The sequence below is a fragment of the Aeromonas sp. s7(2024) genome (assembly GCF_040907825.1).
Taxonomy (GTDB): domain Bacteria; phylum Pseudomonadota; class Gammaproteobacteria; order Enterobacterales; family Aeromonadaceae; genus Aeromonas; species Aeromonas veronii.
Map to the genome: position 1 here is coordinate 464,559 of NZ_JBFOCM010000016.1, position 25,684 is coordinate 490,242.

General features: G+C 55.6%; 37 protein-coding genes. 10 read left to right on the forward strand and 27 right to left on the reverse strand.

The window, feature by feature from the left end; all coding sequences use genetic code 11:
• Window positions 1–145: 145 nt before the first annotated feature.
• The 14 genes from AB5Y73_RS07130 to AB5Y73_RS07195 form a co-directional block, all read right to left on the reverse strand.
• Window positions 146–409, reverse strand: coding sequence for a putative phage tail assembly chaperone (locus AB5Y73_RS07130; protein WP_029299933.1), 264 nt, complete (start codon window positions 407–409; stop codon window positions 146–148).
• On the reverse strand, window positions 406–600 hold the full coding sequence (locus tag AB5Y73_RS07135) for a hypothetical protein (protein WP_368147404.1): 195 nt from the start codon (window positions 598–600) through the stop codon (window positions 406–408). Before AB5Y73_RS07135 ends, AB5Y73_RS07130 begins: the two co-directional genes overlap by 4 nt.
• On the reverse strand, window positions 533–976 hold the full coding sequence (locus tag AB5Y73_RS07140) for a hypothetical protein (protein ID WP_257725871.1): 444 nt from the start codon (window positions 974–976) through the stop codon (window positions 533–535). The genes AB5Y73_RS07135 and AB5Y73_RS07140 overlap by 68 nt, the downstream gene beginning before the upstream one ends.
• Complete coding sequence (locus AB5Y73_RS07145) at window positions 973–1,434, reverse strand: glycoside hydrolase family 104 protein (protein ID WP_279499250.1); 462 nt, start codon at window positions 1,432–1,434, stop codon at window positions 973–975. The genes AB5Y73_RS07140 and AB5Y73_RS07145 overlap by 4 nt, the downstream gene beginning before the upstream one ends.
• A complete protein-coding gene (locus AB5Y73_RS07150) occupies window positions 1,424–1,747 on the reverse strand; it encodes a phage holin, lambda family (protein ID WP_029299936.1) in 324 nt (107 codons plus the stop codon). The genes AB5Y73_RS07145 and AB5Y73_RS07150 overlap by 11 nt, the downstream gene beginning before the upstream one ends.
• Window positions 1,748–1,768: 21 nt before the next feature.
• The gene (locus AB5Y73_RS07155; RefSeq protein WP_042067759.1) at window positions 1,769–1,978 is read right to left on the reverse strand and encodes a TraR/DksA family transcriptional regulator; all 210 of its coding nucleotides are present in this window, start codon (window positions 1,976–1,978) and stop codon (window positions 1,769–1,771) included.
• A 9-nt stretch (window positions 1,979–1,987) separates the two neighbouring features.
• Window positions 1,988–2,443, reverse strand: a complete 456-nt coding sequence (locus AB5Y73_RS07160) for a DUF2597 family protein (RefSeq protein ID WP_257725869.1) — start codon at window positions 2,441–2,443, stop codon at window positions 1,988–1,990.
• Window positions 2,444–2,446: 3 nt separating this feature from the next.
• Window positions 2,447–3,571 carry a DUF2586 domain-containing protein gene (locus AB5Y73_RS07165; RefSeq protein WP_279499249.1) on the reverse strand — a complete coding sequence of 375 codons (1,125 nt, stop codon included), beginning with the start codon at window positions 3,569–3,571 and terminating at the stop codon, window positions 2,447–2,449.
• 4 nt (window positions 3,572–3,575) lie between these two features.
• Window positions 3,576–4,262: a phage virion morphogenesis protein gene (locus AB5Y73_RS07170; protein ID WP_279499248.1), complete on the reverse strand. Its 687-nt coding sequence runs from the start codon at window positions 4,260–4,262 to the stop codon at window positions 3,576–3,578.
• The gene (locus AB5Y73_RS07175; RefSeq protein WP_368147406.1) at window positions 4,259–4,771 is read right to left on the reverse strand and encodes a phage tail protein; all 513 of its coding nucleotides are present in this window, start codon (window positions 4,769–4,771) and stop codon (window positions 4,259–4,261) included. Before AB5Y73_RS07175 ends, AB5Y73_RS07170 begins: the two co-directional genes overlap by 4 nt.
• An 8-nt stretch (window positions 4,772–4,779) precedes the next feature.
• A complete protein-coding gene (locus AB5Y73_RS07180) occupies window positions 4,780–5,241 on the reverse strand; it encodes a head completion/stabilization protein (RefSeq protein WP_368147407.1) in 462 nt (153 codons plus the stop codon).
• A gap of 117 nt (window positions 5,242–5,358) precedes the next feature.
• Window positions 5,359–6,084, reverse strand: a complete 726-nt coding sequence (locus AB5Y73_RS07185; RefSeq protein ID WP_368147408.1) for a terminase endonuclease subunit — start codon at window positions 6,082–6,084, stop codon at window positions 5,359–5,361.
• 3 nt (window positions 6,085–6,087) lie between these two features.
• A complete protein-coding gene (locus AB5Y73_RS07190; protein ID WP_203091160.1) occupies window positions 6,088–7,137 on the reverse strand; it encodes a phage major capsid protein, P2 family in 1,050 nt (349 codons plus the stop codon).
• Window positions 7,138–7,146: 9 nt separating this feature from the next.
• On the reverse strand, window positions 7,147–8,019 hold the full coding sequence (locus tag AB5Y73_RS07195) for a GPO family capsid scaffolding protein (protein ID WP_279499245.1): 873 nt from the start codon (window positions 8,017–8,019) through the stop codon (window positions 7,147–7,149).
• Between the two features lie 174 nt (window positions 8,020–8,193).
• On the opposite strand from AB5Y73_RS07195, the gene AB5Y73_RS07200 reads away from it, so the two are divergent.
• Genes AB5Y73_RS07200 through AB5Y73_RS07210 form a run of 3 tightly spaced genes read left to right on the forward strand, consistent with a single transcriptional unit; the run spans window position 8,194 to window position 11,328 of the window.
• Window positions 8,194–10,008 carry a terminase family protein gene (locus AB5Y73_RS07200; RefSeq protein WP_279499244.1) on the forward strand — a complete coding sequence of 605 codons (1,815 nt, stop codon included), beginning with the start codon at window positions 8,194–8,196 and terminating at the stop codon, window positions 10,006–10,008.
• Complete coding sequence (locus AB5Y73_RS07205) at window positions 10,005–11,018, forward strand: phage portal protein (RefSeq protein WP_279499243.1); 1,014 nt, start codon at window positions 10,005–10,007, stop codon at window positions 11,016–11,018. Before AB5Y73_RS07200 ends, AB5Y73_RS07205 begins: the two co-directional genes overlap by 4 nt.
• A gap of 58 nt (window positions 11,019–11,076) precedes the next feature.
• Complete coding sequence (locus tag AB5Y73_RS07210; protein ID WP_042067783.1) at window positions 11,077–11,328, forward strand: ogr/Delta-like zinc finger family protein; 252 nt, start codon at window positions 11,077–11,079, stop codon at window positions 11,326–11,328.
• Between the two features lie 106 nt (window positions 11,329–11,434).
• Here AB5Y73_RS07210 and AB5Y73_RS07215 read toward each other — a convergent pair whose 3' ends face one another.
• From AB5Y73_RS07215 to AB5Y73_RS07275, 13 genes are all read right to left on the reverse strand, one after another.
• Window positions 11,435–12,478, reverse strand: a complete 1,044-nt coding sequence (locus AB5Y73_RS07215; protein WP_279499242.1) for a hypothetical protein — start codon at window positions 12,476–12,478, stop codon at window positions 11,435–11,437.
• Between the two features lie 522 nt (window positions 12,479–13,000).
• Window positions 13,001–13,804 carry a hypothetical protein gene (locus AB5Y73_RS07220; RefSeq protein WP_368147410.1) on the reverse strand — a complete coding sequence of 268 codons (804 nt, stop codon included), beginning with the start codon at window positions 13,802–13,804 and terminating at the stop codon, window positions 13,001–13,003.
• On the reverse strand, window positions 13,791–14,066 hold the full coding sequence (locus AB5Y73_RS07225; protein WP_368147411.1) for a hypothetical protein: 276 nt from the start codon (window positions 14,064–14,066) through the stop codon (window positions 13,791–13,793). The genes AB5Y73_RS07220 and AB5Y73_RS07225 overlap by 14 nt, the downstream gene beginning before the upstream one ends.
• A gap of 248 nt (window positions 14,067–14,314) precedes the next feature.
• Window positions 14,315–16,543 (reverse strand): replication endonuclease, encoded by a 2,229-nt coding sequence (locus AB5Y73_RS07230; protein WP_279499238.1) that lies wholly within the window; start codon window positions 16,541–16,543, stop codon window positions 14,315–14,317.
• Window positions 16,544–16,546: 3 nt separating this feature from the next.
• Window positions 16,547–16,792: a hypothetical protein gene (locus tag AB5Y73_RS07235; protein WP_236351446.1), complete on the reverse strand. Its 246-nt coding sequence runs from the start codon at window positions 16,790–16,792 to the stop codon at window positions 16,547–16,549.
• Window positions 16,789–17,238 (reverse strand): hypothetical protein, encoded by a 450-nt coding sequence (locus tag AB5Y73_RS07240; RefSeq protein ID WP_279499236.1) that lies wholly within the window; start codon window positions 17,236–17,238, stop codon window positions 16,789–16,791. Before AB5Y73_RS07240 ends, AB5Y73_RS07235 begins: the two co-directional genes overlap by 4 nt.
• Window positions 17,235–17,432, reverse strand: a complete 198-nt coding sequence (locus tag AB5Y73_RS07245) for a hypothetical protein (RefSeq protein WP_279499235.1) — start codon at window positions 17,430–17,432, stop codon at window positions 17,235–17,237. Before AB5Y73_RS07245 ends, AB5Y73_RS07240 begins: the two co-directional genes overlap by 4 nt.
• Complete coding sequence (locus AB5Y73_RS07250) at window positions 17,429–17,689, reverse strand: DNA-binding transcriptional regulator (RefSeq protein WP_252412272.1); 261 nt, start codon at window positions 17,687–17,689, stop codon at window positions 17,429–17,431. The genes AB5Y73_RS07245 and AB5Y73_RS07250 overlap by 4 nt, the downstream gene beginning before the upstream one ends.
• 2 nt (window positions 17,690–17,691) lie before the next feature.
• Window positions 17,692–17,880: a hypothetical protein gene (locus tag AB5Y73_RS07255; RefSeq protein ID WP_041213699.1), complete on the reverse strand. Its 189-nt coding sequence runs from the start codon at window positions 17,878–17,880 to the stop codon at window positions 17,692–17,694.
• 66 nt (window positions 17,881–17,946) lie between these two features.
• Window positions 17,947–18,405, reverse strand: coding sequence for a hypothetical protein (locus tag AB5Y73_RS07260; protein WP_252412270.1), 459 nt, complete (start codon window positions 18,403–18,405; stop codon window positions 17,947–17,949).
• A gap of 10 nt (window positions 18,406–18,415) precedes the next feature.
• Window positions 18,416–18,925: a phage regulatory CII family protein gene (locus tag AB5Y73_RS07265; protein ID WP_279499234.1), complete on the reverse strand. Its 510-nt coding sequence runs from the start codon at window positions 18,923–18,925 to the stop codon at window positions 18,416–18,418.
• Entirely contained in the window at window positions 18,918–19,187 is a 270-nt protein-coding gene (locus AB5Y73_RS07270) for a regulator (protein ID WP_368147413.1), read from the reverse strand. Before AB5Y73_RS07270 ends, AB5Y73_RS07265 begins: the two co-directional genes overlap by 8 nt.
• A gap of 25 nt (window positions 19,188–19,212) precedes the next feature.
• Window positions 19,213–19,401 (reverse strand): Cro/CI family transcriptional regulator, encoded by a 189-nt coding sequence (locus AB5Y73_RS07275; protein WP_075111818.1) that lies wholly within the window; start codon window positions 19,399–19,401, stop codon window positions 19,213–19,215.
• 124 nt (window positions 19,402–19,525) lie between these two features.
• On the opposite strand from AB5Y73_RS07275, the gene AB5Y73_RS07280 reads away from it, so the two are divergent.
• The 7 genes from AB5Y73_RS07280 (at window position 19,526) to AB5Y73_RS07310 (ending at window position 25,665) form a co-directional block, all read left to right on the forward strand.
• Entirely contained in the window at window positions 19,526–20,221 is a 696-nt protein-coding gene (locus tag AB5Y73_RS07280; RefSeq protein WP_368147415.1) for a LexA family protein, read from the forward strand.
• Window positions 20,221–20,838, forward strand: coding sequence for a WYL domain-containing protein (locus tag AB5Y73_RS07285; RefSeq protein ID WP_139401284.1), 618 nt, complete (start codon window positions 20,221–20,223; stop codon window positions 20,836–20,838). Before AB5Y73_RS07280 ends, AB5Y73_RS07285 begins: the two co-directional genes overlap by 1 nt.
• A gap of 69 nt (window positions 20,839–20,907) precedes the next feature.
• A complete protein-coding gene (locus AB5Y73_RS07290; RefSeq protein WP_252601038.1) occupies window positions 20,908–21,351 on the forward strand; it encodes a hypothetical protein in 444 nt (147 codons plus the stop codon).
• Window positions 21,352–21,531: 180 nt separating this feature from the next.
• Window positions 21,532–22,587 (forward strand): site-specific integrase, encoded by a 1,056-nt coding sequence (locus tag AB5Y73_RS07295; protein ID WP_107682149.1) that lies wholly within the window; start codon window positions 21,532–21,534, stop codon window positions 22,585–22,587.
• A gap of 185 nt (window positions 22,588–22,772) precedes the next feature.
• The gene (locus tag AB5Y73_RS07300; protein WP_107682181.1) at window positions 22,773–23,849 is read left to right on the forward strand and encodes an acyltransferase; all 1,077 of its coding nucleotides are present in this window, start codon (window positions 22,773–22,775) and stop codon (window positions 23,847–23,849) included.
• Window positions 23,850–24,230: 381 nt separating this feature from the next.
• A complete protein-coding gene (locus tag AB5Y73_RS07305) occupies window positions 24,231–25,253 on the forward strand; it encodes a site-specific integrase (protein WP_107682150.1) in 1,023 nt (340 codons plus the stop codon).
• A 226-nt stretch (window positions 25,254–25,479) separates the two neighbouring features.
• On the forward strand, window positions 25,480–25,665 hold the full coding sequence (locus AB5Y73_RS07310; RefSeq protein ID WP_147277440.1) for a hypothetical protein: 186 nt from the start codon (window positions 25,480–25,482) through the stop codon (window positions 25,663–25,665).
• The last annotated feature ends 19 nt before the right edge of the window (window positions 25,666–25,684 follow it).

Consider the following 25,684-nt stretch of genomic DNA (forward strand, 5'->3'; position numbering starts at 1 on the left):
GCGGCGTTGGACTCCCGGGCGTGTCGGTCTAACCAGAGGGCGCGGGCCAGGCTGTCGATGTCGTCATCGTCATGGGGCAGGTAGTGGCGCCGCAACGCCAGCGCCTGCTCCAGGTGGTTGCGCTCGATGGCCTCGGCGCGCGCCGTCAGTTTTTTACCGTGATCTCCAGATCAGGGGCGAACTGCTGGTTAATGGCACCAGCCAGCTGCAGCGCTGCGCCCGGGCGTTTGAGCAGCTCATCGAGCGCCTCCTTGCTCTCCTGGCAGACGATCTTTTTCAGGTAGTTGTGGGCCGGCGCCACCTTGTCGCTTGGCATCATGTCGTTGATAAAGCCGTTGTAGGCCACCATGGTGGGGGCGAATTTCAGCTCTTTGCCGGCGACGTCCAGGGTGATGATCGGTGTGGTCATGGGGTGGTTTCCTCTTGTTCAATCCAATGGTTCAGGGTGTTGATTTGGGTCTGGCAGCGGCGCAGCGCCATCTGCAGGGTGGGGATAAACCGCACGGCGTCGCCGTAGGTGCGCCCCGTGAAATCAGGCTCCGGGCAGTGGGGCACCAGCCCCAGCGGCGGTAGCCGCTTTACCACCTGCGTTTGCACCACGGTCTGGGGCTGGCTGGAGCAGGCGCAGAGCAGCGTCAGGCAGAGGCTCGCGAGCACAGTCCGGGCGGCCCGCCGGCGGCGTGGCCAGCGCTTGTTGCAGTTCATCGGCGGTTTTCCTCTGTTGTTGGTCGAGCTCGGCCAGGGCGGCGTTCTGGGACCCCAGCAACTTGCGCAGCCCCGCGGCATCGCGTTGCAGCGTCGCCAGCTGACTGGCCTGCAGCTGGTTGGTCTGCTGCAGGGTGTTGATGGTCTCGTTGGCGGTGGCGAGTGCCTTGCCCCGGCTCTCCAGTATCCGGCTGCCAAGAAACAGGGCGGCGCCCATCACCAGCACCAGGACCAGCAGCACATTGGAGAGCAGTGCCTTGAAGGTGCTCATGCCAGTACCCCGCCGAACTCGGTGAATTTGGCCTGCAGGTCGGCCAGCGGGTGCTCGCGCTGACCGTAGCCGGCCCCCGGCAGGCTGGCCCAGATGTTGGCGCACTTGGTCACCGCTTGGGGGATACGACCCTTGTGCACATCGTCCAGCGCCTTGCGTTCTCGAATAAGCTGGATAGCCCAGCAGTCTTGCGACTCGGGGCCAAAGTCCGGCAGACCGAGCTGGTCGCGGTAGTGTGCCCAGTGCTTTGACAGGAACTGATAGCGGCCGGCCGCGGTGTTGCTCAGGGTCTTGTTGACCTGCACCAGCACGTTCGGGTGGGTGGCGTAGCTCTTAAAGCATCCCGCCGGATTGACCAGCTTGTTGTACCCGTCATCGCCCCGGCCTTTGGTGCCTTCGGCATAGGCAATCATGTCGAGAAACGCGGCCACCTGTGGGTGGCAGTGACTACGCGGCATCGTTGTTCCCCCTTTTGCTGAGCACGGTCTTGGCCTTTTCGCGGATGATGTCCACCCCGAGCAGCCCCACCACGCCCCCGATAAAGGGGGCTGCCTCGTAGGGGACGCCGAGCAGAGTGGTCCCCGACGCTGCGGCCAGAGTGATGAGGCCGCACAGGGTGGATTCGATCAGACGGCGGCGCCCGCTGCCGCCGTCATAGGTGATGCGCATGAAGGAGATGCTCAGCGCCAGCAATGCCCCGGACACGGCGGGCCAGTTGTCCATCAGCCAGGCCATCAGGGCGGCCCAGAGGGTGGGGTCTTTGTTCGGCATAGGGTTCATATCCCGTTCTCGTTATTGCCCGCGTCGCTCGGCGCGGCTTTGGCAGGGGACGCACAGCCGCACCCCCGGCACATGTTGGCGGCGTGCTGCCGGGATGGGGTCGTCGCACTCTTCGCAGTGGTGCCGGCTCTCCCCCTGGTAGCGCCCTTTGCCCACCTGGTTGGCCAGATGCACGGCCAGCATCCGGGCGGCGTGGCTGTTTGCGCGGTCGATATCGTCCACCTGGCCCCCTTACCCTTTGAGGTGGCGGGTGTCGTCATCCGAGAGGTACGGCACGCCATTGATGTGAACGAAGTCGGGGGAGGTGACGATGCCCTTGAGCTTGTGCACCCCCTTGCTGCCCCCTTTAGGGTCGATGTCGAGCAGGTCGGCGATCTGCAGCTTCACCCCGAAGGCCTCCACCTTCATGGTTTCGTCGCCGGTGTCGGCGTAGAACAGCACATCGTCCGGTTTCAGCCCGCGCCAGCTGCCGGCCCGTCTGGCGGCATCGCTCAGCAGCTTGAAGTTCTTGGCATCGAACTCGAACTCGCACTCGGCCGATACCTCGCCATCCACATAGCCGTCAGGGATGCCGCGGGTTTGCGCCACGGCGCTGCTGTCGGTGATGGTGAGGCTGGCCTTCTCGACGTGCACCATGGTGCCCAGCAGTTCAATGTCGAAGCTCTGCCCTGAAATGCGTCTGGTCATGGGTTAGCCCTCCCCATTGGTGAGGCTCAGATCGAGCATGATGTTGATGGTGATCCCCTTGGGGCAGTCCACGGTGCGGATCACCACGTAGATGGAGACGTGGTTGTTGTCGGTCCACTGGATAGCGATATCGCCATCCCGGGGAGAGGTGATCTCGCCTGGGAACGGCTGGCCGTTGATGGTGCTGGTCCTGGCCATCTCGCGCAGGTCTTTGCCAAAGTAGAGAATGGCGGCGGCCGTGCTGCCCGGGGTGGAGTTGAACGAGCGATCGCCGATACGGGCAATGGCGCGCACTCGCATCCGGCGCGCCACCTTGTAGGCCACCCGCAGGTTTTCGATCACCTGGTAGTCGCCGCCCTCGGCGTCCAGGGTGCGGCCGTCGGCCCAATAGATGCCGTCATAGTCCGGGTACCACATCGGCACCGAGTAGCGGTTCTGCTCCAGGGTCTGCAGGGTCGCCAGCGGCAGCTCGAGCCCGTCCTTATCCTTGGGCTTGTTGCCAAGGCCCACCAGGGCGCCGGTTTTCACCCGGCACGGGGTATCGGCAATGCTCACCGCCCGGTTGCACAGGCGTCCGGCATAGGCGCCGGCGAGGTTGGGCCACAGCTGCGGCAGCAGGGTAACGGACTCGGCCTTGATGCCATCTTGCATGGTGACCAGGGCCGCCTCGTAGTCGCTCCAGCTCTGGCCATCCTTCTCGGCGGCATTGATCCCCGCGACTGCCAGCAGCATGAACTGCCAGCGACCCCACTTGGCGATCAGCTCCTGGTTCAGCGCGTAGGCGGCGTTGATTTTTGCCTCGTCCCACTCCTGCCCCAGCACCACCACCCCTTCAAAGGATTGGGTTTTCTGGGCCTCACGGACGGCATCTTTCCAGTCCATGTCGGTGGGCAGCACGAAGGCGGCCGCCGTCCAGTTCTGGCCGGCGTTGGCCATGGCGGCCTGCAGGTTGGTTTTGAGCGCGCTGGCGGGCTCGCCCAGCAGCTTGTCAAAGTCGCTCTGGGTGTTGAGGGAGAGCAGCTTGCCGGTATTGCTTGGCGCCGTGCCGACAAACAGCAGGTGGCGTTCGACCTCGGTCACAGGCCCCTGCATCTGGTTCAAGTTGTTGATCTGTACATAAGGCCACATGGCGTTATTTCCCCTTCATCTCTTGCTTGTTGACGTCCCAGCCGTAGTCGATGCTCTGCAGGGCGCGGGCAAAGGCTTGCTCCCGTTGTTTGGCGTTGGCGCCGAGGAACGGGCGGGCAGGGAGCTCAATCTCCCAGCGCGTTTTCACCGGTTCATCCTTGAGCTTCCTGATGAGCAATCCCGCCTGGGCGTAGTTGAGATTGCCGGTGATCCAGCCAAGCGAGGCCGAGCGGTATGACCCCTTGCGCGCGCCCGGGCGCTTGAACCCGAGCTCGCGCAGCTTGCGGGCCTGCGCTTTGGTGGCGGGCTTGAGTTTGCAGCCCTCGCTGTTCGCGATGCGGCGCCGGCTGGCCGCGGTCACCTGATAGGTGTGTCCCTTTTGGTGGGTGTTGGCGATAACCCCGGCGTGGGCGTTCATCGTCCCCCGTTTGAACCCGAGCTCGGCCATGTCCTGGCTGGGGGCGTGGATCTCCAAGAGCTTGGGCAGGCCGCGCAGCATCTTGCGTTTGCCCCGCTTGCGCGGTGCCCAGGGCTTGCCGTTGGGGTCTTGTTGCTGGCGCACATGACGGGCCGCCAGCTTTTTAAGCTCGGCCGCGGCGCGCCACACCAGGCGCTTGCGCTTCTGGGGCGGCAGGGCCAGCAGGTTGAGCTGGTCCCGGCTGCGGCGAGCGTCCAGGGTGATGGTGATCATGCCGGGCCACCTACCTGGTGATGGCCGGTGTCACCGACATTCATGTCGATGTGGTCGGCCACCCAGATCTCATAGGGGGCCACCTGCCAGCGCTTGCCGAGCCAGTTGATGGGGCCGCTCGGGTGCTCGATAAGGCGCAGCGGCTCGGTAAAGGCGAGCTGGATCTCGAGGTCGGCACTCTTCTCATCGTTCGGGGTCACCGCGTATTCCGGGTCGGCCAGCTCGAACTGTTCGCGAAACGAGTCGTGCTCCTGTACCCAGGCGGCCACCGTGGCTAACACGATGGCCGGATCCAGCTCACGAAAGGGCAGTTGCTCGACGATGAACACCGCCTGATAGGTGAGCCAGGCCACGTCTACGCCGGTCGGCCCCATATTGCGGGATTCGAGTCGGATCGTTCCGTTCTCCATCCAGCTGTCGAGGGACTTGCGGCACTTGGTCGGCAGCACCCGGTTGAGCTCGGCGTGGAGGGCGTGCAGGAAATAGCCCTGGGCCTGCTGTTCGTTCATCTCTTTACTCATATCAACGAGACCCCCGCCCGGTGTTTGCCCTTGATGCTGCGCACCAACTGCTGACTCTCGGCCAGCAGTTGGGCGCGCTGTTCCGGTGCCCGCTCGGCCAGGTTGTTGGCTGCCGGCCGCTCGGTGACGCTGGCGAACTCCGGCAAGAGGGCCGCCTTGGCGCGGGCAAACACTGCGGCCAGATACTGCTCAGTCAGGGCATTGGTGCTGCCTTGCAGGCTTGGCCCCGGCACCTCGGCGGCGCTGGCATAGCCCTCGGCCATCAGTGCGGCCTGGCGCATCGCCAGCTGCAGGTTGATTTCCGAGATGGCCGCCAGCAGGGCGGCGCCGGTGGTCTGTGGGTCAAGGTCGGCAGGCAGGGCGCGGCGGCGTTCAAAATCGGCCACGGCCACATCGGGCCAAAACCGGTCATTGCGGATGGTGGCGGCGCTGTAGTCGATATCCTTGCCTGCAAACATCACTGACCTCGTCTGAAAAAAGGGCTCCCCTGTAGCCACGGATCGCAGGATTCGGCGCGGGCCTTGCGGCTGGCCTATCCTCCCCGCCGGGGAGCGACGGCGCGGAGAGTCGGTTTGTTATTCGGGATTGAGCACCCGCAGGCGCATGGCAATCTTCTGGCGCAGGGTGCCGACGCCCACCTTGCTGTGCAGCTTCTCTGCCTGGGCCAGCCAGTGGTCGGCCTGCTCCAGCGTTGCGCTGTCACCCACGGCGCTCGGGCGTGGCTGACCGTCCTGGTCACGTAGCAGCAGACAGCCAGCGGCCTTGAACCACTTGGCGGTGAGCCGCTCGTTAAGGCGCCAGTCACTTCGTACCTTGTCGAACACCCGGGAGAACCAGGGCTCGACTGCATGGCCTTCGGCCGCTTGTTTCTCGGCCCACTCCAGCACGGTGTCAGCCACAAAGTGGGCCCAGTCCCGCTTGATATTGCTCGGGGTGCGCTGGCCTTGAGCGATGGCAAGTTCGGCCCAGGCGATGCCAGTGTCGAAATCCCCGACATCGAAGGCCCAGACGGTGAGCAGCTGAAACAGCTCGTTCTGATAGGGCTGGCCGGACTCGGCCACGCTTGCCAGATAGCGTTCCACATAGGGGCGGTATTTGGGCATCAGCTCGCTGCGTTTCATGTTCACCCGGTCCCCAATGCGGGCCAGCTTGCGCAAACGCGCGATGTCCTGTTCCAGGGCAATCATCTGCAGGTGCAGGCTGTCCGCCACCGCGCCGGTGGCCATGCCCGTGCAGGCGGCCTGCGTGGCCCCCTGCATGGCTTGTACCCGTTGCTTGTGGCGTTGACCCGGTGAGCTCATGGCTTACTCGCTCGGCGCAGTGGGGGCGGCGCCGATCTCGATGTCGGCCTCTTCAAAGCCGCCATAGGCCAGGTATTCGCCGATGGCGTAGCCTTCCATCCGCCAGTACTGGTTATCGAAGCACTTCTTGTCCTGGTTATCGTCGGCCTTGCGCTTGCGGGTGCCGCGCTGGGTGTAGATGTGCAGGTTGTCGAGGGTGGTGACCACCATTCGCTTGCCCGGGAAGAAGGGCGGGATGTAGGCCTTGCGCCCGGCAATGGACTCGGCCAGCTTCTGGGCGGCGATCTGCTCGGTCGGCTTGGTCGCTTCGCTGTAGAGCTTGGCCTGGGCCGAGGCCACCAGGTCGGTGCCGACCAGCACGACCAGGCGCGGGTCCTGGCGGAACAGCGGATCGATGGTGGTGTTGATAAGGTCGGAGGCCATCTCGTCCAGGGTCTTGTAATCACCCTTGCCATCCGGGTCGAAGTGGATCTTCTTGCCAGCCTCGGCCTTGATGATCTGGCTGCCTTCGTTCCACTCGCGGGCCAGCTGGTGCCAGCCTTTGTTGACGTCTTCGCCGAGCGGGTTCTTCTCCGGATCGGTGGTGTCAGCGGCTTTCACCCCGTTCCAGCCGACGCGCAGCATGTCCAGGGCAAACGCCTTGTTGATGAAATCGCCCACCAGGCGCAGGAACTCGCCCTCGCTGCCCGCATTGGCCCAGACGCACAGGGTGGCCCAGTCGAGGGAGGCGCAGGAGTCGGTCTCGGTCAGCTCGTAGGTGTTGCCGGCGACGCCAATCTTGCCGTTAAAGCGGCCATCCTTCTTGCGGCCGGTAAACAGCTTGCCAATGCCAACTTGCACCACCTGACCCTTGATCTGGTCTACGTCGAGGCAAGTGATGAGGCCCAAGAACTCGACGGAGGCGAGCAGCGCAGCGCGCAGGCCGGTTTCCACCGGACCGGTAACGCTGAACTGCTTGGCCAGTGCGTTGACGGGGATGCCGTAGGCCTTGGCCAGGGCGTTGCTGTATTGCTCCAGGCGCTGCATGGCCTGGACGGTAAGGGTCTGGCTCACGGTCGCTCCTTAATAGACTGCGGGGGTATCGTCACCGCCGAGGGCGCCCGGGCGCTGGCCCGGCTTCTCGACAGAGAACTGGTCGATCTTGCTGTTCAGCTCGCCGAACTTGTCGGTCAGGTTGGCCAGGGTCTGTTCCAGCTTGCTGAACTGCTCGGTGGTGATGCCGGGTTGCTCATCCGCCTTGGTGGGCTCGGTGACCGGTTGGGTGGTGTCGTCGGTGGCCGGTTTGGCGTCCAGCTTGGCGCTGAAGGCATCGATCTTGGTGCCAAGGCCATTAAGGGCCCCCAGCATCTGATCGAACTGTTCTGGTTTCATTTCCTCATCCTCGGGTTGGCTGGGGGGAGTCATGGGCGCTTGCTCGCCATCACTGGCCAGGAAGCTGAAAAACTTGGCGATCAGGCCATCGGCCTTCTCGTGCTTGGGTAGCTTGAACATGGAGAGGTCCAGCGGCTCGCTGGTGCCAACGGTCTGTCCCTTGTTGCTGTTGCTGAACTTGAGATGGGTGGTGCCGGTGCTGGCGGGTTCGTCGGTGACACCGAGGCCCAGCAGGTAGGTACGCCCCAGATCGGCGAAGTTCTCGAAGGGTTCGATGGAGCAGAACTGGTACTGGCCGTTCTGGTTGTAGTAGATGAGATCGCGATTCGGGCATAGGATGGCGAACAGCTTGAGCTTGCCGTCCACCTCTTCGGTCTTGAGTGCCTGCACCGTGCCATAGCTGGACCAGCGATCGTGCTCCGGCCAGATGACGGCGGTGTAATAGGTCGGATCGTAGGTCTCGGCCATGTCGGTGAGCCAGTCGCGGGTAATATCCCGCCCATACACCGCTTTGCCTTCGGTGGCGATACAGACCCAGCCAGTTCTCAAGGTTGATTCGTTCATGCCTGCTCCCAATAGATGCGGGGTCAGGCTATCGGGTCGGCAAGGGGGTTTCATCCAGTTGTGTTCGTGGCGATTCGGATCCAGCGGGATATCCGAATTGCTTGGAACATCAGTGAGATAAGCAAGGGGAGGGGCTGGCTATGATGGCACCATCATTCACCTGATGGAGGCGCCGTGGCGTATCCCGAAGAGATCCGCAATGCCGCGCGGGGACTCTACCTTAAACGATGGACACCCCAGGAGATCAAGGACGAACTGGGGCTTAACTCCTGCCGTGTGGTCTACTTCTGGGCCGAGAAGTACGGCTGGCGTGACCTGCTGACCGAAGAGGCGGTGGAGGATGCCATCGCCCGCCGGGTGCAATCGCTGCTCGGGCGTGAGAAGAAAACCAGTGCCGAGCTGGACGAACTGGATCGGCTAATCGGCCACCATGTCAGCCTCAAAGAGAAGGCCATCAAGTGGGCCGAGCGGCAACAGGCTCTCAAGGCCAAGAGTGAAGCGGGAGAGGATCCCGCCTCGCCGCGAACCCCACGCGGGCGTGGTGGCCAGGATGGCGGCCGCAAGGGGAAGGGCGGCAAGAAGGGCAAGAATGAGGTCGGCCACCTGACGGAGGCAGACTTTGCCGAGTGGCTGGGTACCCTGTTTGGCTATCAGCTGCGCTGTCGGGAGGCCAAGAACGACCCGGCATTGCCGCGCACTCGCAATATCCTTAAATCCCGCCAGATCGGCATGACCTACTACTTTGCCGGCGAGGCGCTGGAAGATGCCGTGATCACCGGCGGCAACCAGATCTTCCTGTCCGCCACCCGTGCCCAGGCAGAGGTGTTTCGCTCCTACATCTGCAAGATTGCCCAGACCTTCCTCGGCGTCACCCTGACTGGTAACCCCATCGTCCTGTCGAATGGCGCGGAGCTGCACTTTTGCTCGACCAACTCCAACAGCGCCCAGTCCCGCTCCGGCAACGTCTATATCGACGAGTATTTCTGGATCCCCAACTTCGAGAAGCTCTCGGACGTCGCCAGCGCCATGGCGACCCAGAGCCGCTGGCGCAAGACCTACTTCTCGACGCCATCGAGCAAGGTTCACGAGGCGTACCGGTTCTGGACCGGGGATCGCTGGAAGGGGCAACGCCCGAGCCGGGTGACCATCGACTTCCCGAGCGAACATGACCTGCGCGATGGCGGCCGCGTCTGCCCGGATCGGCAGTGGCGTTACGTCATCACCATCGAAGATGCCATTCGGCTTGGCTGCAACCTTATCGACATCGAAGAGCTTAAAGACGAGTACCCGGAGGAGGTGTTCGACAGGCTCTACATGTGCCGCTTTATCGACGATGCACTGTCGGTGTTCAAGTTCCAGGACATGGAGCGGGCGGGGGTAGACCCGAGTCGGTGGGAGGATTACAAGCCCGGGCGGCCTGACCCGTTCGGCCGGCGCGAGGTGTGGATGGGCTACGACCCGAGCCGCACCCGCGACAATGCCACCCTGGTGGTTGCCCCGCCCATGGTGGCTGGCGAGCGCTTTCGGGTGCTCGAGAAGCACTACTGGCGCGGGCTTAACTTCCAGTATCAGGCGCAGGAGATTGAGCGCATCGCCAAGAAGTTTCGGGTCACCTATCTCGGGGTCGATGTCTCTGGCATCGGTGCCGGGGTGTATGACCTCTTGAAGCCCACCTTCAAAGGCATATGCCACCCCATCAACTACAGCATCGAGAGCAAATCGCGGCTGGTCCTCAAGATGATCGACGTGGTGGAGGCAAACCGCATCGAGTGGGACAGCGCAGATCGGGATATACCGCTGGCGTTCCTCGCCATCAAGCGCAGCACCACCGGCGGCGGTCAGATGACGTTTCGGGCCGCCCGCGACAATGTGACCGGTCACGCCGACGTGTTTTTTGCCATCGCCCACGCCGTGGCTAACGAGCCGCTCGATACCACCCGCAAACGTAAATCCACCTGGGCAACCAGCCAGGAGAGAAAGGCAGCATGACCAAGCGACACAAACCCCAACCGGCCCGGGCGGCAACACCAGCAAAGAGCGCGGTGGCGTTCAGTATGCCGGAGGCCATCGACCCCACGGCCTGGATGACCGATTACACCGGGGTGTTCTACAACCCCTACGGCGAATATTACCAGCCCCCCATCGAGCGCAAGGGGTTGGCCAAGGTGGTGCGGGCCAATGCCCACCACGGGGCCATCCTGATGGCGCGCCGCAATATGGTGGCGGGGCGCTTTACCAACCAGCGCACCACGGTCACCGCCTTTGCCCACAACTACCTGCAGTTCGGGGACGCGGGCCTGCTCAAGCTGCGTAACGGGTTTAACCAGGTGGTGGGGCTGCTGCCGCTCTCCAGCGTCTACCTGCGCCAGCGCGAGGATGGCTGCTTTGTCTACCTGCAGCAGGGCAAGCCGAACCTGATTTACCGGCCGGAGGACATCATCTGGCTGGCCCAGTACGATCCCGAGCAGCAGATCTACGGCATGCCCGACTACCTGGGCGGCCTGCAGTCGGCGCTGCTCAATCAGGATGCCACCCTGTTTCGGCGCAAGTACTTCCTCAACGGCGCCCACATGGGCTTCATCTTCTACGCCACCGACCCGAACATGGATGACGACACCGAGGAGGAGATGAAGGAGATGATTGCGAGCAGCAAGGGTGTCGGGAACTTCCGCTCTATGTTCGTCAACATCCCGGACGGCAAGCCCGATGGCATCAAGCTGATCCCGGTGGGGGATATCGCCACCAAGGACGAGTTCGCCGCCATCAAGGGGATCACCGCTCAGGATGTACTGACCTCTCACCGTTTCCCGGCGGCGCTGGCCGGTATCATTCCGACCAATGGCGGGGGAGGGCTCGGGGATCCTGAGAAGTACGATGCGACCTATGCCCGCAACGAGGTGTTGCCGCTGTGTGAGCTTATCCAGGATGCCATCAACAGCGCGGGACTCCCTCGCTCCCTCTGGGTCGATTTTCGGGAGAATATCGGTTCAACTGTATAAACAAACAGTGCTTGCTGTGGCAAGATAGGCTGTTGATTTGGATAGAAAAGGGGGCGTAATGCGGGTTTATTGCAAAGTGTGTGGCCAGCGGGGCCGCATTACCAAGACCAACCGACTGAGCGATGATGTCTCGGATCTCTACTGCCAGTGCACCGATGCAGAGTGTGGCCACAGTTGGGTGGCCACACTGTCGTTCGCCCATACCCTGAGCCCCTCGGCCAAAACCACCAACCAGCTGGTACTGAGCTTGATGGGTTCGCTGACGCCAGAGGGGCGGCAGTTGGTACTGAAAGGACTGGGGGCGCAATAGCGCTCCTACTTAGTACAGTACCGTTATAAATTGCTTGTTTGTCATGGCATGAAACGTCACCGGTCGCAGCGCAGTTTTATCGTGCAACATCGGATGGACCGCAGGCTTAGACATTTTGCTGTCCCGCGAGTGGGATGCGAAGAATGGTCTCATGCTGTTCAAATCGATATTCTGTGACTCTCGAAAGGATCATATCCTGCAAGATCGCAAGCAGTGCAGCTATTGCTCGGACCAGAGGAACAAAATACTGCTCATGATACTCGGCCACCTCTGGACTGTTCTCATGGGCGGAGTGTGCTCTCACAATCGGATATGAGCCGTGCGCGATAGTACTTCTGAGATTGTAGAATTCCTTCACCCAGTTTTGTTGTTTCGATGGCGTACCAATGAGGTTTGCAATTCGTCGCCCTAGGGTTTGTTGTTTTTGCTCCTCTTTCTTAACCAATAGTCCGTCCAGAGCTTGGGAGATGAGTAGCACCTCAGTAATATTGAAGTCATCGTAGCGGGCCATTTCAAGTAATGAAAATAGGGCTCGCTGCACTGGGGTGGCTGCGATATCCAAATCATGAACGCCACAATCGATTAACCATTGCCATGTGTCTCTGAATGGAATCTGTCGATATTTTGGCCATCCTTCGTCTCGTCCAAAGCGTGCACAGTCCTCGAAGTAGTAACAATACATTGAAGGCGGTGGCGAACCTTCGGGATCTAAATTAGTTATTTTGTAGAACTTGCATGAGGCGGGCAGGCATAAGTTCGCTGCAATGAAAATCTCTTGAAGCAACAGGTCGACTAGTCGCCGTGGTGTGTGAGGACAGTCGGTTGCCGGTTTATTGACCGGTCTAAGCCTAAACACCAGCTCTATACCACATTTGAGGTTAGAGAAAAATTTGTCGGACAGGTCAGTACGGTCGCCACTTGCCGTACTGTAGTCATGAGCAAGTCGAAGATCCTTAATGACTTGCGATGCATCCACATCAACAATGTACTCGGCCACCTTAGATATGTCATGAGTGCGGGCTGCTATCTTGTAGCTTGAGAAGAAATCGTTAATTTGCTCCCAAAGGGTAATGATCGGCTCAATTGGAGTTCTTGCGTCTTCTGGTAAGACATTTATCGTACCAATGCGTATTAGGTGTTCAGGTGCCATAAGTGAATACCAAAACTTCTAAGGTTGCCAAAGTGTGCTGCTTTTAGTGAAGGCGAAGCCGCAACGGAACAGCTGTCGCTGTACTTAGCCTTGTTAACTTTGCACATTATTTGTTTACGGTAGGGGTTATTTTCAAACCGAGATTGTTTAAAACCGACACCTGATCTGAATTGCTTAGCAACTCACAATTGCATGGGTTGTTAGCCTCTTTAAGGTTATCGTTCGAATACTCTAGGTATAGACGAAGTGATTTTACTGCATACTCAAACGCGGTCCTAGTATCAGTAAATCGATGCATAGGAGAAGAAAAATCCGAGTACATCCCAGCGTAAGTTCCGTCGGTAATAAGCTCTTGCAAGTGAACAAAGTAGCCGTTCTGTTCCTGCCGAAGCATTACGCGCATCTTCTTGTTGTTGTTTGTTTTAAAATCAATGTCTTGTAAGGGACTCATGGATTCTCCTAATAAGTTAACTTCGACTTAACTGTTGGCACATGATGTCGTAAAAACTCAATTTTTTAGACTTATCGGTAGCCCTTAGGTGCATCTGGGTTAGGTTGGTATTTGGATGAATCAGGCTGATATTTAGGGCTTTCAGCGGGATTGATGAAATACAATATTAAAAATACAGCTGCAGCGCCGGCTGAAGTTATTACAGTCCCTTTAAATCTAAAATTGGCGCTAATAAAGCTTCTCCCTAAGCCTGAAATTAAAAACCCTACACCAAGAGCGATAAATATTCTAACTAAATAATATTGCATCCCTGTTTGAAGTCCGACTAGAAATGTTAAAACAAATCCTATCGCCAATAATGAGCAACCTGCAATTACTGACGGAGTGTCAAATTTCGCTGTGTTGAATTTCATCTTTTGATTGCTCATGAAGCCCTCTGTGGAAATGCCTTTTTCTATGAAGCGTTGCATTATTTTTTCTGCTGACTCTTTACGATAGCTTTTTAACAATATTTGTGATGTTTTAAAATAATTATTACTAGTTAGTATGTTTGGAATAGCTAGTTTATCTGAAACAACAGAAAAGGCCTCATTAACAGTAATAAACCATTCGAGAATGTTTTCTATGCTTGTTAACACATCGCTAACTTGTACTTTAGATAAATGATAGTCATTTGATGATATGTTTGTTAAAAATAACTCAAATTCACTTGAAAAATCAGATGTCTTTTTCGTACAGAGATTGAACGCTGATGTAATAGCATCATCATTATTATTTTTTTTAAACTCATGCAAGAGCGTATTAAAGGATGAATCCATTTCATCCTTTTTCCGTAAATAGCAAGTGCTTAGCTCTTTAAATTCATTTGGTTTCATGGTTTGCTTGTTTCTTTGCTGCAATAATAATTTGCTGCAATATGCTTGTGGAACTACTCATTTCCACACTCTCAAAAATAAATTGTTCTTTTCCATGAAGTACTTCAGAGACTATAAGGTCTAGTTCTTTTTCAGAAATAGTTCCGCTGATTGTAACTTTAGCATTTACTTTTATTAATATGGTTAAAGTTTCTTGTTCTGTCAGCGGTTTAGTGTAAAGATATTTTCTTTGTATTAATTTTGCAATTTCTTGATTAGTCATTTTACACCTCAGTTTTTAATGAAAATTCAATAATGATTAGATCAAATGCGGTATTAGTTTGTTTATGTATATATCTATACAACACCGTGTCATTACGGTAACCGCTAAAGAAAAATCACTTTTAAATCATGTTATTACTAACATATGTCAATTGTCTAGGTGTATTCGCCTGACCCCCAGATTTTTGTGGCTAATGTTCTGCTTGCTGTTCATGCCCACTCCTAGCTGTAGTCATCCTGTTCGTGCAGTCACTCCGGTGCATTCAGCCCTTCCAGTACTCGCCACATCTCTGACTGATAGGGTTGCGGCAGCATCTCGATCCAGCGGTGTGCCCCGGCGTGGCCTTGTGCCTGGTAGACCTCACCGCACAGCTCAACCAGCATCGGCCAGTCCGGATCATCTTCCGGTACCGCGTATTCATCCAGCTGACTCTGTTCTGCAGACGGCTGGCCATCGAGCTCCCAATCCGGCTCGCTTGGTAGCGATCTGCACGATTGCAACTGTCCGTTCTCCAGCCAAAGGGTGAAACCGTCAGCCCTTACACTGGCGCCAGCCCGCAAACGCCCGATAGAGAAGGGCGATAATCCCCATTGTTCCCTCATGATCTGGTCTGCGAAGGCATCAGGATCTGGCCGCGTACAGTTATTGTCAGAGCTCCAAGGTGCCGGGCTGTCGCCCGTCTTAACCCCAACCCCCCTCGCTGCAGCCTCGGCGGCTTTCCTGGCTTCATGGGTGCCAGCGGGCACAATTTCCCACCCTTGCAGGCGGGTCTTGATGCCAAGGCGAGCGGAGGTAATGCCCATCAGGCGCTTGATGTCTTCGCCATAGCTGTTGGCTTGCTCCTCAATGAGGTGGGCCAGCTTGATGGGGTGTTCGGCACGGGTGGCCAGTGCGCCGCCCATGGCGTGCAGATAGCAGCGAAAGATGCCGTTATCCGCAGCAAAGCGGGCCGCCTCAAAGCGCGGGTCTTGCAGCACGGGCTTCGGCGGGCCCACCAGTTCGGCATGCTTCTTGGCATTGCTGATGCGGCGCAGCTCGCGCCATACCCCGACCGGGGCGCCGCCGATCTGCTGGAAGGTGCGAATGCCCCACCAACTGGCCCAGGCCACGGCATGCAGGGCGCCCTCATCGGCGGCGGTGCCGGCCTCTTCGTCATCGTCCAGGTAGGCGCCGTCGATGTTCTTGGCAATGTATTTGGCGATATAGCCCGCGGCATCACCCTTGGCCGGATCTATCTCTTTCCAGTCGAAGCGGGGAGTAAAATCGGTAAAGGGTGGGGTGCCCTTGATATCCCGTACCAGCTCTTCGTGGTCATCGGTCAGGGCATAGCGTTGCAGGATGCCGATCACCCGGTTGCGATCTTCCGGGCGCATAAATAGCAGCAGATGCCAGTGCGGGGTGCCGTCGTGGTGAGCCTCGCACACACGAAATCCATAAACGGGGGCGTTCCACCGTTTGAGGGCGGCTCTGGCGCGGCTCCATAGCTTGGCCAGATAGGCGCAGGTCTCCCGCGGTGTGGCCCCTTGATATCGCTTGTTCTCTACCGCTTTGCCGTTGTGCTTTTGTGTCCAGGCATGAAAGCGGCTCGGGGCTGTCCAGGTGAAGAAGACCCCCACATGACCCTGCTCCTCGGCATAGTCATTGAACCCCCGAGCACGCACCATCATTTCGTTGCGGCGGTTCACCGGGTTGGCGTTGCTGGCCTCCCAGCAATCCTTCATCGACACGACCAGATCATACTGCTCGTTGACCACTTCCGACTCGGCCAGCCAGCGCATCATGGCCCGCTTACGTTCGCGCACCACCTTCATGGTGGCGTTCGATACATAAGCCGACACGCCCTTGCGTACCTTGCCGAGCAGAATATTGATCTGCTCCTGCAGGCGGTCCCAGCAGCGGTTGACGCGCTTCTCCCACCACTTGGCAGAGAGCAGGCGCACCAGCACGCTCAGGATCCAGTTATCCCGCACCTCGTCGGATTTGAACTTGGGCATCTTGCCGATAAAGCCCCACTGATCGGCCGGCTGGCGCATCAGCTCCCAGGTCTGCAGCAGATCCGGCTCGGCGCCCTCTTTGATGTCCTGTTCGATGTTCTTGTAAATAGCTGCGGTCTGGTTGGCGAATTGGTGGGCCACCTTCTTGCGGCCGTCTTCATCGCGCATCTCCCTTGGGTTGACCGGGATGGAGTGGAGCAGCTGGCGCACCCAGCGTGTGCGCTCACGCAGCCAGATATTGGCCGCCCGACAATGGGTGAAACTGCAATCCTTGCGGCGCCGCGCGTACTGCTTGAACAGGTCGCGGGTTAGCTCGGGGGAGAGGCCATCGAGCAGCTGGATGGCCCACAGCAGATCGTATTGGCCGCGTGGGCCGCCGAAAACGGCGTCAAAGTTGACGCCGGGCAGAGAGTTGCAAAGGGTGTTGATACGCTGCAGCTGTGCTTTTCTCGACAGCGGCAGCCGGGTGGTGAGCTTGGTCATGCGTTAAGCGGATAACGTCTTGATGCGAAACAGGCATCCACTGATGCGTTGTTGGGCATGGTTTTTCATTCGACGGGCGGCCGCACACTGACGCAGCAACAACTTGATGCTGACGTGGGGGCGGGCAGGTAGCCGACGCGCATGGGCCAGCTCCCGCTGATAAAGACGCAGCCGCGCTGCGTCCTCCCGATAGGTTTCTTGCCAGCGATACATCTGGCTGGTCAGTTCCTGCTGCAGGTGATGGGTCACTTGATCACCTCACCTTGTCCATGCAGTGGCGCGCACTCGTGCCACCACTCGCCGATCTCTTTGGCCAGAGCGGTTTCGCCCTGACCCAGCGCCAGCCAATAGACAGAACGCACTGCACCGAGCGCCAGCAGCTCCCGGGGGATATCCCGATCGCCTCTGGCCTCACCGCCGGCGGCGATAAACTCGGCGCGGGCTGCCAGCCAGTGGGTGGTCAGCTGGTTGTGAGTGGGGAATGATGCCGCCTCTTCATCGTCTCCGTCGCCGTCATCATCAAGCAGATCAGCCGGGTTACTGGTCGCAACCAATTGCAGCTGGATGTACTGCTGGCCAGAGTAAACTCCGCCCAGGGCGATGCGGTTATCTTCGGCATTGGCGGCGAACATATCGGCCAGCAGTCCCTCGACCACCTTGGGGGCTTGGCGGGCAATCTTGATGATGTCACTCATTGGCAGGCCCTCCGGTTGATGCTGAGAAACAGCTGATGCCAGCGCAGGGCACGCTGTGCCTGGGCTAACAAAGTTTTACCCTCCGTTCCTCTGAGGCATGAGGAGTGACGGGCTTTGGCGGTGAGCCGCTGGCGCAGGCACGGCAACTCGGCCAGTGCCTCCTGCTCGGATACGGGATGGAAGATTTTGCTCATACCCGAACCTCCTGCGTGGCGGTGCCGGTCAGCAGCCAATCGACGTGGGATTTCAGCTCCGGGTGGTTGGCGATCAGCAGGAACAGGCCGCCCCCGATCTCGCGGTATCCCAGCTCGTAGTTCTTGAGCGTGGTGGGCGGAATGCCGAGCAGGGCGGCAAACTTGGGGCGGCTCAGCTTCAACTGCTCCCGCAACTGGCGCAGGCGCTTGGCGGCATGGTGGTTGAGCAGATTGATTTGGGTCGGTTGTGCGTTCATGGTCAGGCTCCTTGTTGAGTGGTGCAGGGGTTGATGCGGCTGAACAGAGAAGCCCAAGCCAGTGCGGTTGACCGCTCGATAAGCGCAACCCCGTCCGGGTGTTGGCTAAGACGGGCGCCATAGCGGCCCGTCAGCTTGCGTTGTTGGATGCGAAGGTTGCGCAGGGCGCAGGGGATCGCTAAAGTTGCCATGTCGACTTCCTCATACGTTGTTGATAAAGGCCCGCTTGGAGTTGCACCTCCGTAATGCGGGCTTTTTTATTGCCCAATTGGTCGTGGGCCTTGCCCGGTCATCTGGCTTGCTGCCAGCACCGCGCGTTTCATGCGCAGCTTTGCTGCTCTCTCTTTCTTCTCCCTCTCGATATCCCTGATAGATCTGGTGACCGGTGCCGGGTGCCATACCTTGGTGTCACAGCCGCCGCGAAATTCGCCTTGGTACTCCAGTGCCATCACGGCAAGGCGGATCGCCTCGCGCTGCGCATGCGGCAATGCCGACAGCGTGGCGCTCATCAGTTCGCCCCGAGGTTGGCGGGCGATGGCACAGATAGCCGCTTTCTTGGCCTGGCCCAGTGCCAGCCAGTCGGTGTCGAGGCTCGAGCGCTTCTTGCCGAACATCTCGCGCAGCAGCATGCAGCCGGCGGTGTTCATGGCCACCTGTTCCTCTGGCGTCAGGCCAGCCAAATTGCGTTGTTCATGGTCAATGCGTTGGGTTTGCATGGGTTCCCCCTTACATGGTCATGGTTTGCATCAGGATGTCTGACGCACAGGCCAGGGTCGGCACCGCCTGAAAGCGGGCCTCAATGTCGTGGATCAGGATGGCGAGTGACCCCATAGCCGAGGTGGCTACGCTCACCAGGGTGTTGCGCTCTGAGCGGGTGATCCGGCCGCGGTCAGTCAGCTCCAGCGCCCGCTGGCCAATGCTGGCGATCTTGGCGTTCAGATCGATTGCCTGGTGGGGCAGGGAAGGGGCCCGCTCTGCCTTGGGAATTGCCACTGCAGTGAGGTCGCACTCCAACAACAGGCCGTCGAACAGGGTCTCGTCCCCCTCGGTGGCGTGATAGATAGCCACCAGTTCCCGAGCGGTGAGTTGATGCGGTTGTGCCGGGTTCAGCTTGTTGCGCAGTACCTGCTCACCGATACCTGCAGCGCGAGCCACTTCGGCCAAAGAATGGTTGGCGGCAAAGCGCGAGCATGCAGACTCAAAGTGATGATGTTTGCTGCAAGTTTGCTCAAACATGGCTTTCATCCCTCTGCTTGCGCGACACTCTAGGGCGGCGGACAGGTGCCGGTGCAGGTTCCAGACCAGTCTGATTCATGGCCTGCTGGGTGTAGAGCACCAGGTTGATCAGCACTTTTTCAGATCGGCCTTGCTTGGGCATGATGGGAATGCGCCCGGCACGCACGTAGTTCTCGATCGTGCGCTGGGTCAAACCGGTCCGTTCGGAGAAGCTCTCGACCGTGCAAACCGGGGTGTCGATATGAATGGGGGCGATAATCATGGATGGGTGCCTCCTGCTGGTTCAGTTACGCGCGACCTTGCGCGGTATGGTGCTGATCGGCTTTCAACTTGCCGCCGGTAAGCACTTCGATTTGGTAGGAGCGCAGCTCTGGGACTTTCTCTTTCCATTGAGAGATCGCCTGTGTTTTTACGCCCAATGCCTTTGCTAATGGGGCGATTCCCCCAAAGTGAGCTACTGCGTCTGCTGTTTTCATGGTCGATAGCACCTTGGTTAACTAACTTACGAAACTTACTTTACGGTCATGGAAAGCTCGAACGCAAGTTAATTTACCTAAAAAGTAAATCTAATTACGTAACTTGGGGTGTAATCTCTCTTACATGAACGTAAGCGAACGCATTAAGACCCGGCGATCAGCCTGTGGGTTTACACAAGATCAGTTAGCTGCCCGAGTTGGTGTAACTCGGGTGGCTGTCAGTCATTGGGAGAGGGGAGGCGCAGAGCCAAAAGGGCGTTATCTCAATGATTTAGCCGAAGCCCTTGGCGTGACAGTGGATTGGTTGTTGACGGGAAATGGCACTGGTTCCGAAGTGTCACCCACTCAACCAATACCAGGGTTCCACAACGTCGAATCGGCGGTGATACCCCAGGGTAAGCGGATCCCTGTAATCAGCTATGTTCAGGCTGGTAACTGGCGTGAGATGTGCGAGCAGGCCACCACTTTCGATGGCAATGTTGAGTATGTTACGGCTAGTGTCGATATTGGGCCCTGTGGCTTTGGCCTCTGGCTACGTGGCGATTCCATGTTGCCGCAGTTCAAAGAAGGGGACTTGATCATCGTTGACCCCGACGAAGCGCCGCAACCCGGGGACTACGTTGTCGCCAAGAACGGCAGTAACGAGGCCACTTTCAAAAAGTACCGGCCCCGCGGCATCGACGAGAACGGGCAAGAGGTGTTTGAACTGGTTCCTCTCAACGACGATTACCCCACCATGCACTCCGATCGGCAACACATCCAGATCATCGGCGTGATGGTAGAGCACCGAATATTTAGAAAAAGGCAAACAGGGCGCTAATGCGCCCTGAATTTATTGGAGGGGCAGTCATGAACTATTTGCCAGTTTTTTTAATTTCTTTGTTTTTGTTAATGGCTGTTTTCCTTTTGGTAAAGGCCATTCGAATTCTTCGTCTTTCCCCAGAAGAACGGAGCAAAAAAATTTATGCGTTGAAAACAGCACAAAGTGAGCTCAAGAAAGAAAGACGCTTATCATCTTCCAAAAAATCTGACGTAGATATTCCAATTCGATATACAACAAATGATGAATATGCAACTCGTCCTTCAGATGGGAAGCTAGATCCAAAAATAATTCGTATTCATGAATTCGAACAAAGTCTGACGACAATGTGGGCAGGTGATGCCAAGCCCGTTGAGTTCACCTATGTTGATCGGAATGGAGATAAAACCAGAAGGGTTGTCAATGTTGATGAGGTATCTTTCAATGGAAAAGGACAGTTTTATTTACGAGGTGAATGTGTTGCCAGTAATGAACGCAGGACGTTCAAGGTAGACAATATTGTAACTAAGCTCAAGGTAGGTTCGAATCGCTATGATTTTGAAGAGTGGTGTGTTTATAAGCTTGATATCCTACCTTCTGAAAGCTTTCCTAGTGCATATTTTTACCGTGATGAGTAGTGTGATTGCTAAGTTAGTTTGAACTAATCATTTCTTATAAATAAATTAAAATTGGGATCAGATATAGTTATGGCTATTTCTAACATTGAGCGTTTCGATCGTACCGTCGTTCTTGTATTGGCAGAGCTCTATACACGTTTCCCAATGCGTAAAGCGCTGAGTGCAGGCCGGTTCATCCTAACGGACGATGGCCAGCAAATTGAAGCTCTTTCATCGCGAGATGAATGCGAACTGGATTTGAGTGACCCTTATTTTAAGCGCAAACAGTTTGCTTTTGAGTGTATGCATTGGCTCGTCGAAGCCGGTTATCTTCAAGGTAAACCAAAACCCTATGACTACATTGAAGATGCCGTGCTGACGGAAAAGGGACTGGATGTGCTCAATGCCACTCCGGACAGTCTGCAAGAAACCCTAGGCGAAAAGTTGCAGCAGGCGGCCAAAAATGGTGCTGGAGAAACGTTCCGTGCGCTGATCGGCCAAGTTATTGGGCTTGGGGTGGGTTTGGTGACTTGAGCAACAAACGGTGGTCTATTAGCTGGATGTGGAAATTCAATCGAGCTCCATTGACCCGTGATGCGAAAGAAACTCTTTCAGAATCCAGAGTATCCTCCTTGTATAATTCCGCGTTAGCTAAACACTGCCAATAGCCTTCAGCTGCTGTATATAATTACAGTGTCTTGATGGAGGAGAACTATGGCGGTACGTAAACAAACATCCGGTAAATGGCTTGCTGAGATCTACCCTGAGGGACGGCCCTGTAAGGCAAACCCCAATGCACCCCGGATCCGCAAGCTATTCGCTACCAAGGGCGAGGCGCTAGCTTTTGAGCGCTTTGTGCTGGATCCAGACAAGGGCAAGCCTTGGCTGGAAGAGCAGGGGGCGCCGACCGATGGTCGGCGTCTTTCCGATCTGGTAGAACTCTGGTTTGGTCGTCATGGTCAGAGTCTGCGCGATGGTGAGGCTCGTAAATCCAAGCTGCTGACGGTTTGCCACTCCCTCGGAGACCCGCTGGCGGTCAATTTTACCGCCCGTGACTTTGCCGCCTATCGTGAAGCACGCCTTTCGGGGGATATCACCGACCGACGAGCCATCAACCAGGAGAAGCAGGGCGTCACTCCCAATACGGTGAACCGCGAACATGCCTACCTGCGTGCGGTCTTCAACGAACTGAAAAGGCTAGGGGAGTGGCAGGGAGAAAACCCCCTCGATGGTCTGCGAGCTTATAAGGTGGCCGAGGCCGAGTTGGCTTTTCTCTACCCTGATGAACTCAAGCGCCTGTTAGCCGCTTGCGCCGATAGCCAAAACCCCGATCTTCTGTTGGTGGTGAAACTCTGCTTGGCCACCGGTGCCCGTTGGTCTGAGGTGGAAGAGTTGACCCAGTCCCAGGTATCCCCCAACCGCATAACCTTCACCCGTACCAAGAGCAAGAAAAGCCGCAGTGTACCCATCAGCCCCGAGCTCTATGCCCAGTTGCCCAGAAAGCGTGGCCGCCTGTTCGGTGACTGCTATCGCGCCTTCGAGATGGTGGTCGAACGGGCAGGGCTGGAACTGCCACCCGGGCAAAATACCCATGTTCTGCGCCACACCTTCGCCAGTCACTTTATGATGAATGGCGGCAACATCTTGGTGCTGCAGAAAATCCTGGGCCACTCCACCATCGCCATGACCATGCGATACGCACATTTTGCCCCTGATCATTTGGAAGACGCGGTGAGGCTGAATCCTTTGAGTGTCTGCGGTCTCAGCTGATTTTGATTGTTATGAGGCTTTCCTCTGTACTTCTGGTTAGAAGGATTAGATCATATGTCGCTAAACGAGTCAGTAAACGACTGAGGCACAAAAGATAAGCTGCCACAATCTGCAGCCTGTTGGGCATCGAGTGGCTCATAGTGGTTTCTCAATTTTTGCATATTTGTTATTTTAAGGGGGGAGAGTTGAAGTTATCTGAACTGTTAAGGAAAGAAAACAATAATATAGACATTTTTAGAGTTATTGCTGCAAGTATGGTTATTTACGGCCATGCTTATGCTATATCTCCTGAACTAGGAAAATCCGATATTATAGGTCGCCTAATGCAGGTTGACTATTCTGGTTCAATAGCTGTAAAAGTTTTTTTCTTTCTTAGTGGCTTGGTAGTTACTAACTCACTGCTAAATAATGGTGATTTACTTCGCTTTGTTATATCTCGTTTTTTCAGAATTTGGCCAGCTCTCATCCTGTCAAGTATAGTGACAGCCTTTGTTATAGGTCCAATGCTTACCTCTTTATCACTTGTGGATTACTTACACCAGAAAGAGGTATATGACTATGTATTAAAAATTGCTGGGATGAATATTCAATTTACTCTTCCAGGTGTTTTTGTTGATAATCCATATCCGAATTCGGTAAATGGATCGCTGTGGACAATACCCTATGAAGTGTTTGCATATATCTTGTTATTTGCGCTGTATGCAGTTGGGGTTCTGAGCTCCAAAAAACTTAGTGTGGCAATATTCCTGGTTATTTTGATTGAGCCATTCTTGAGCTCAAGAATGCTGTTTCCTTGGGTTGTCCCAAATCATGAGGTAGATTTTTTAGCGCCATGCTTTGCATTCGGTGCAATCCTTGCTCTTAATAAAGATCTGATAGCAATACGCTTTGCACCTTGTCTTGGATTTGCAGTGCTTTATATTGTGCTGAGAGATACTATTTACTCATCATATTTTGCATACGCATCTATTTTCTTGTTTATACTTTATGCTTCATCAAGGGACTTTATCTTAAAGTTAAAACCAAAAGCTGATATTTCTTATGGTGTTTACCTGTGGGGATTTCCAGTTCAACAAGTAATGGCTCACTATTTTAGCTCCCATGGTGTTTTGTTTAATCAAATATCATCACTGTTTGTGTCAATTGCTCTTGGATATTTATCTTGGCACTTATGTGAGAAGCACTTTATTAAATATGGTTCGAACGTGTCCATTTTCATTAGGGGTAAATATCAAAGCCTGTCAACTGCTTCGGTAAAGTGATTGTTAATGGTGATTGCTCTCAACCGTTTATTTATACATTCTGTTAATGTGGTATGTGTAAAGAGGCGGTTGAGACTCGGCACGATAGACTTGAATCTGCACCCTGCTTTTTGCATGAGAAAAAGTGGCGACAGAGTGGCGACAAAATTTTAAATAGGTGGTCATTTTTGGTCGTTACTGGTTCACTAACTCTTTGATTTTTATGTAAGTGCTTGTTTTCTCATAGGGCCAAGTCAGATTTAAAATCTCTCGACGTTCGCGTCGTGCCGGTTCGATTCCGGCCTCGGGCACCATCTAACACCTTGATTTTAAAGGTAAAGCCACAAACTTAGTCAGTGTGAGTTGACATCTTCTAGGCGCAATCAGGCGGAGAGATGTCGAATGGCTAAAGTTCAAGAGCGAAAAGGTGTAAAAGGAAAAACCTACCGTGTGGAGTTCATGCGGGAGGGTTCTCGCGTATCTATAACATTTAGAATTAAAAAGGAAGCGGAAAAATTCGCTGCTTTGATTACCCTCAATGCTGATTTGGCCGGAACATTGGCTAACGTCACGCTCAATACGTTATCTCTCCAAGACGCTATAGCTGAGTATCTCGACCAGCACACCGGCAAAGACCCCAACGTGAAAGGGCGTCTCAACTGGTGGGCCTGTGCGATTGGTGCCGACAAGCTAATCGGCAGAATCACAAAACAAGACGTTAAAAAGTGCCTTCAGTCGATGTTGGATGAAGGCATGGCTGCTGCTACCCACAATCGGTACAAGTCCGCGCTGTCCTCCGTGTTCGAGTTCATAAATGACCGTTATGATTGTCAGCACAATCCTGCCCGTCAGATAAAGCAAATCAAAGAGGCCCGCCAGCGTGAGCGTTTTGCATCTCGTGAGGAACTGGATCGACTATTAGCAGCTTGTAAAGTGAGCCAGTGGGAGCGTCTTCACTTGCTTGTACTGATGGCTGTAAGCACAGGGGCTCGGCGCTCCGAGCTCCTGGGATTACGCTGGAGCTCGATCAACTTCCAAGATCAGACCGCATACCTAAGTGACACTAAGAACGGCACAGACCGAGTTTTACCGCTTACTGGAGCTTGCCTGACTGAACTAACAGAGTTTCGAGAGGTCGGGAATGGCTGGTTGTTTCCTCACCCTGATGATCCCCTTTTTCCATTCAAACACTTCGATAAGCATTGGTATGCCGCTTTGACGCAGGCTGAGATCACCGGACTTGTATTCCACAGTCTAAGGCATACAACAGGCTCTTATCTTGCGATGAGTGGTCAACCGCTGTCGGTTATCAAAGAGGTCTTGGGGCACAAGACAATCGTCACAACACAGCGGTATGTGCACCATTCAACAGAGAATAAAAAACAAGCTATCACAGCGGTGTTTGGAGACATTCTTAATACTTAACAATATTATTCTTCCCTCTGAAGAGTATTAATATTACAGAGAGTTAAAGTTAACAAATATGAGCCAAAATATAATTTCTTAGTAATTATAGAAAGTGAAAATATTGCTTGATATATTCTGAATTTTGCTGATAGGCTGTATGTGTCAACTCACATTGATTAACTCAATTCATTATTAACACTGTTTTGGAGATTGCTTTATGAGTAATATGGTTCAAGAGCTCGCTATGAATATTGATAATTGGGTGCCAGTTAGAGAAGCAAGTATAGACGGTATGAATTATCAGATATTATTGCGCTGCTTAAGTAAAAGAAGTACAGATGCTGCACTTGGAAAATGTTGTCGCAAGATTGGCAATCGCTTATTTATTAACACTAAGCTCTTCGGTCTATGGATGGCCGGAGAGTTATAATTACATATCCGAAAGTTTA